The following is a 5,321-nucleotide window of genomic DNA, read 5'->3' as shown; positions in this document are numbered from 1 at the left end:
TTCCCCGCCGTCGACTACTTCGAGAACAGCGGCCTCCCCTTCGTCATCGCCCTCAACGGCTTCGACGGACACCAGCCCTACACCCCCGACGAAGTACGCGAAGCACTCCAGATCGGCCCCGACGCGCCCATCATCACGACGGACGCCCGGCACCGCGCGGACGCCAAGAGTGGCCTGATCACACTGGTCGAGCATGCCCTGATGGCACGCCTGAAGTAGCAGGTCAACCAGGCGTAAGTCGTTATCGGCATACGGAAGTTGCCGTAGTCACGCGGGGGCGGGCTGTGTCGTTTGACACGATCCGCCCCCGCGTTCATAACGTTTCGACAGAGAATTGATTGCGCACCGCCACCCGACGCATCCATTCGGTGCCACTGCGCTCACATGAGCCCCGCCTTTTGACGGGGCTCGCTCTTTATGCCCGTTTTATCTGAGGTCTGGGCCACTCGGAATCGACGATTCCGAGTGTTTGGAACGGGGCCCGTACCCGTGCTGCAATTCGACGAACTCCCGAGTAGTACGGCCCTGAACGAATCATCCGGCACAACGTAGGTGCCGACGCCGAGAGGTTGTTGGTCGAGTGAGGCGAAGCAACGAGGGCTCCGCGGCGCAGCCCGAGCGGGGCAACTTCACCCCGCCGTCGCGCGCTGGGGCGTCACCTGCCGATGTGCCCGAGACGGAACCGGCCGGTGGCAGTACCAGCCCGATGGCCCCGCGCAACTGGCGAGTGGCCACCCGGCTGAACGCCATCCTCCTGATCCCGGTGCTGGTCGGCCTGGTCATGGGCGGCTTCGAGGTGAAGGGGTCCATCGACACCTGGAGCGAGGCGCAGGAGGCCGAGAAGATCGCGGTCGTCGTGCGCGCCGCGTCCGGCTACGGACAGGCCCTGCTCAACGAGCGTGACCTCACCGCCCAGCCGCTGCTCTCGGGCGACCGGGACGCCGAAGTGGTCGAGGAGGCCCGCGCCGCCACGGACGAGGCCGCGAAGAAGTTCGACGCGGCAGTGGAGCAGATGCCCGCGAAGGCGGGCCTGGAGCGCCGCCTTCAGCTCTTCAAGGCCGAGGAGCCCAAGCTCCCCGAGCTGCGCAAGGTCGCCTACTCGCAGGCCCTGGACCCCGTGAAGACCGAAGAGGGCTACACACAGGTCCAGCACTCGCTGATGCAGTTCGCCAACGAGCTCGGCCTCGGCACCGGCAACGTCACCAGCTACGGCCGTACCGTCTACGCGATCGAGCTGGCCAAGGCCGCAGAATCGCTTCAGCGCTCGATCGGCACGCACCTGCTGGTGCGCCCGAGCAAGAAGCCCGGCACCTACAACGAGCAGGTCAAGGCCTTCGGCTCGTACAACTACCTGGAGCAGATCGCGCTCGGCGAGTTCAACTCCGGCGGCACCCAGGCCGACGTGGACCGGCTGAAGCAGGTCATGTCCGGCAAGGCCGCCGAGGGCGCCCGCCAGATCAAGGCCGCCAAGGATCAGGCCGAGGCCGCGGGCGAGCCGTTCGTGGCCCCGCCCAGCATCGACGGCTCGGTCTTCGACGGCATGGCCCAGGAGATCGGCAAGGGCCAGGACCCCGAGGAGCTGGCCGCGAAGGGCATCACGCCCGAGACCTGGATGGCCGCCGCCACCGCCAAGTTCGAGGGGTACGCCACCGTCGAGGACGAGCTCGTGGGCAAGGCGGTGAGGGAGGCGGCGAACATCTCCTCCGACGCCAAGACCGACGCCATCGTCAACGGCCTCATCGTCGTCATCGCGCTGCTGGCCGCCTTCATCCTGGCCGGGCTCATGGCCCGCCAGATGAGCCGCTCGATGCGCCAGCTGCGAACCGCCGCCTTCGGTATCGCCGAGCAGCGGCTGCCCTCCCTGGTCGACCAGCTCTCGCGCACCGACCCGGGCCGGGTCGACACCCGGGTGCAGCCGATCCCGATCACCACGCAGGACGAGATCGGCGAGGTCGCCCGCGCCTTCGACCAGGTCCACCGCGAGGCCGTCCGGCTCGCCGCCGAGCAGGCCATGCTGCGGGGCAACGTCAACGCGATCTTCACCAACCTCTCGCGCCGCAGCCAGTCCCTGATCGAGGGCCAGCTGACCCTGATCACCGACCTGGAGAACAACGAGGCGGACCCGGACCAGCTGGAGAGCCTCTTCAAGCTGGACCACCTGGCCACCCGTATGCGCCGCAACGGCGAGAACCTCCTCATCCTCGCGGGCGAGGAGCCCGGCCGCCGCTGGGACCAGCCGGTTCCGCTGGTGGACGTGCTGCGCGCCGCCTCCTCCGAGGTGGAGTCCTACGAGCGCATCGAGCTGTCCGGGGTACCGGAGGCCGAGATCCACGGCCAGGCCGTCACCGACCTCGTGCACCTGCTGGCCGAGCTGCTGGAGAACGCCACGACGTTCTCCTCCCCGCAGACCAAGGTCAGGGTCACCGCGACCCGGCTGCCCGACGGCCGCGTCATGGTCGAGATCCACGACAAGGGCATCGGCCTCACCGCCGAGGACTTCGCCGACATCAACCACAAGCTGGCCAACCCGCCGACCGTCGACGCCGCGGTGTCGCAGCGCATGGGCCTGTTCGTGGTCGGCCGACTGGCCGACCGGCACGGGATCCGGGTCCAGCTGCGCCCCTCGGGCGAGCAGGCCGGAACCACCTCGCTGGTCATGCTGCCGGACGCCATCACCCACGGTGGCGGTGGCGAACCCCTCGACGGCCAGGACGACTTCACCGTCTCCTCGATCATCCCCGAGCAGCAGCACGCCTTCGAGCCGTCCCAGCAGCAGGCTCCGATGCGTACCGCCGCGGAGCTGGGCTTCGACGACTCGCGCTACGAGGTTCCGGCGGATCCGGCGCAGCTGGACCCGGTCGGGCGCTCGCTGATGCGCGAGGAGCGCAGGGCGGCGCTGGAGGCCCAGGCCGGCGGCAACGACGCGTTCGGGGACAACGCCCAGGAACAGCAGGGTTACGCGCCGGAGGCGTACGCCGGGCAGGACCAGTACGGCGGTCAGCAGGGTTACGCCGGCGAGCAGTACGGCCAGGACCAGTACGGGCGGAACCAGTACGGGCAGCAGCCGCAGCAGGAGGCCTACCCGGCGCCCTACGAGCAGCAGCACGACGGCGAGGACGGCTACCCGCAGCAGCAGGGGCACCAGCATCCCCAGCCGCGGCAGCAGGACGGCTACGACGGCTATCCGGAATCGGCATATGCCACGCAGGACGCCCCCCAGGGTCAGTACGCCGACCCGTACACCGCTTCGGCAGACCAGTCCCACCAGGACGATTGGCCTGTTCAGAGCGGTTTCCAGAACACCTTTGAGCCGACTGCTCCGGCCGAATCGGAATCTGTTCCGAGCGCTCCCGCGGAGCCTTCGGAGCGCGTAGGCTTCGACCGTCCGGGATCCACCCCGAACGTCGGCCCCGAGCTGACCGAAGCCGGTCTGCCGCGCCGCGGCGGTCAGCAGCACTGGCAGCCCGGCCCCGGCGGCCGCGGCGACGACCAGCCCGCTCCGACTCCGCAGCCGCAGCCGCAGCCGCAGCAGGAACAGCGGCAGGCACCGCAGACGGACGGGAACGGCACCGACGACTGGCGCTCGGCGAACGACGAGCGCTGGGAGCGAGCCGAGAAGCTCCGTGAGCCGAAGGCGGGCGGAATAACCCCCTCCGGTCTCCCCCGGCGCGTGCCCAAGGCCAACCTGGTCGAGGGCACGGCGGAGCAGACCCAGCAGGGCGGCCCACAGGTCTCCCGCGCACCCGAGGACGTCCGCGGCAGGTTGAGCAACCTGCGGCGGGGAATCCAGCAGGGACGCAGCGCGGGGTCGGACACCAGTAATACCTACAACCAGGAGCGTTAGTGTGAGCCCGATGAGCCAGGCGGCGCAGAATCTCAACTGGTTGATCACCAACTTCGTGGACAACACCCCCGGGGTGTCCCACACGGTGGTGGTCTCCGCCGACGGACTCCTGCTGGCGATGTCCGAAGGATTCCCGCGTGACCGCGCCGACCAGCTGGCGGCCGTCGCCTCCGGTCTGACGTCGCTGACCGCGGGCGCCTCGCGGATCTTCGAGGGCGGCGCCGTGAACCAGACAGTTGTGGAGATGGAGCGAGGATTCCTCTTCATCATGTCCATCTCCGACGGATCTTCGCTGGCCGTTCTCGCCCACCCGGACGCCGATATCGGTCTGGTTGGGTATGAAATGGCACTTCTGGTCGACCGCGCGGGCAGTGTCCTGACCCCGGACCTCCGTGCCGAGCTTCAGGGAAGTCTTCTTAACTAGTAGACAGGCAGTGCGTTTCTCGCCACCGCGCCATAAGGTGCGGTGGCGCGGCCCCACTGGGATCGGCGACCGGCAGTCGGAGGAGGAAACGTGGCAGCACCCACAGGCGGACACCCATACGACGGTGAGCAGCGGGTTCCGGGTGAGCACGGTGACAACCGTTTCGGCTTCCCCGGCGCGCCCGGCGGGCAGGGCCCCGGGCAGTATCAGCCATATCAGCAGCCGCAGGGCGCTCACGGCGCGCAGGGGTCCGAGTGGCCGCAGCAGCAGCCGGGGTCGGGCTGGCCTCAGCAGCCTCAGCAGCCCCAGCGATATGACGCACCCCAGCAGCAGCCCCGCGTTCAGCGGCAGGCCCCCAAGGCCGCCAAGCCCGCCGCGCACAACCCGCTCGTCCGCCCGTACGCCATGACCGGCGGCCGGACCCGACCGCGTTACCAGCTCGCCATCGAGGCGCTGGTCAGCACGACGGCCGATCCGACCCGGCTGCAAGGGCAGTTGCCCGAGCACCAGCGGATCTGCCGGCTCTGCATCGAGATCAAGTCGGTCGCCGAGATCTCGGCCCTTCTCTCGATCCCCCTCGGCGTTGCCCGGATCCTCGTCGCCGACCTGGCCGAGGCCGGACTCGTCGCTATCCATCAGCCCGGCGGCGACGAGGCCGCCGGCGGCCAGCCAGATGTGACACTGCTCGAAAGGGTGCTCAGTGGACTTCGCAAGCTCTAGCGGCGGAGCGGCCCGCTCCACTACCTCGGCGAAGATCGTGGTGGCAGGGGGCTTCGGCGTGGGTAAGACCACGTTTGTCGGTGCCGTCTCGGAGATCAACCCGCTGCGCACCGAAGCCGTGATGACGTCCGCCTCGGCGGGCATCGACGACCTGACCCACACCGGGGACAAGACCACCACGACGGTGGCCATGGACTTCGGGCGTATCACCCTGGACCAGGACCTGATCCTGTACCTGTTCGGCACGCCCGGTCAGGACCGTTTCTGGTTCATGTGGGACGACCTGGTCCGCGGCGCCATCGGCGCCGTCGTCCTCGTCGACACCCGCCGCCT

Annotated in this window: 4 protein-coding genes and 1 pseudogene; all 5 read left to right on the top strand. The window is 69.0% G+C overall.

What is annotated here, in order from left to right:
- A pseudogene (locus tag CIB93_RS36640) lies at nt 1-219 on the top strand (ATP-binding protein); the annotation flags it as partial.
- Between the two features lie 361 nt (nt 220-580).
- Nucleotides 581-3,844 (top strand): nitrate- and nitrite sensing domain-containing protein, encoded by a 3,264-nt coding sequence (locus CIB93_RS36635; protein WP_096633090.1) that lies wholly within the window; start codon nt 581-583, stop codon nt 3,842-3,844.
- A 10-nt stretch (nt 3,845-3,854) separates the two neighbouring features.
- Nucleotides 3,855-4,268, top strand: coding sequence for a roadblock/LC7 domain-containing protein (locus CIB93_RS36630; RefSeq protein ID WP_006127847.1), 414 nt, complete (start codon nt 3,855-3,857; stop codon nt 4,266-4,268).
- A gap of 90 nt (nt 4,269-4,358) precedes the next feature.
- Nucleotides 4,359-4,988, top strand: coding sequence for a DUF742 domain-containing protein (locus CIB93_RS36625; RefSeq protein ID WP_096633089.1), 630 nt, complete (start codon nt 4,359-4,361; stop codon nt 4,986-4,988).
- Nucleotides 4,969-5,321 (top strand): ATP/GTP-binding protein (locus tag CIB93_RS36620; RefSeq protein ID WP_179500375.1); only part of this gene is annotated, 353 nt, incomplete at its 3' end. The genes CIB93_RS36625 and CIB93_RS36620, both read left to right, overlap by 20 nt.

Source organism: Streptomyces sp. WZ.A104, assembly GCF_002382885.1.
Lineage (GTDB): Bacteria > Actinomycetota > Actinomycetes > Streptomycetales > Streptomycetaceae > Streptomyces.
Note: the sequence above shows the minus strand (reverse complement) of the source record. Positions and strands in the feature narration are given on the sequence as shown.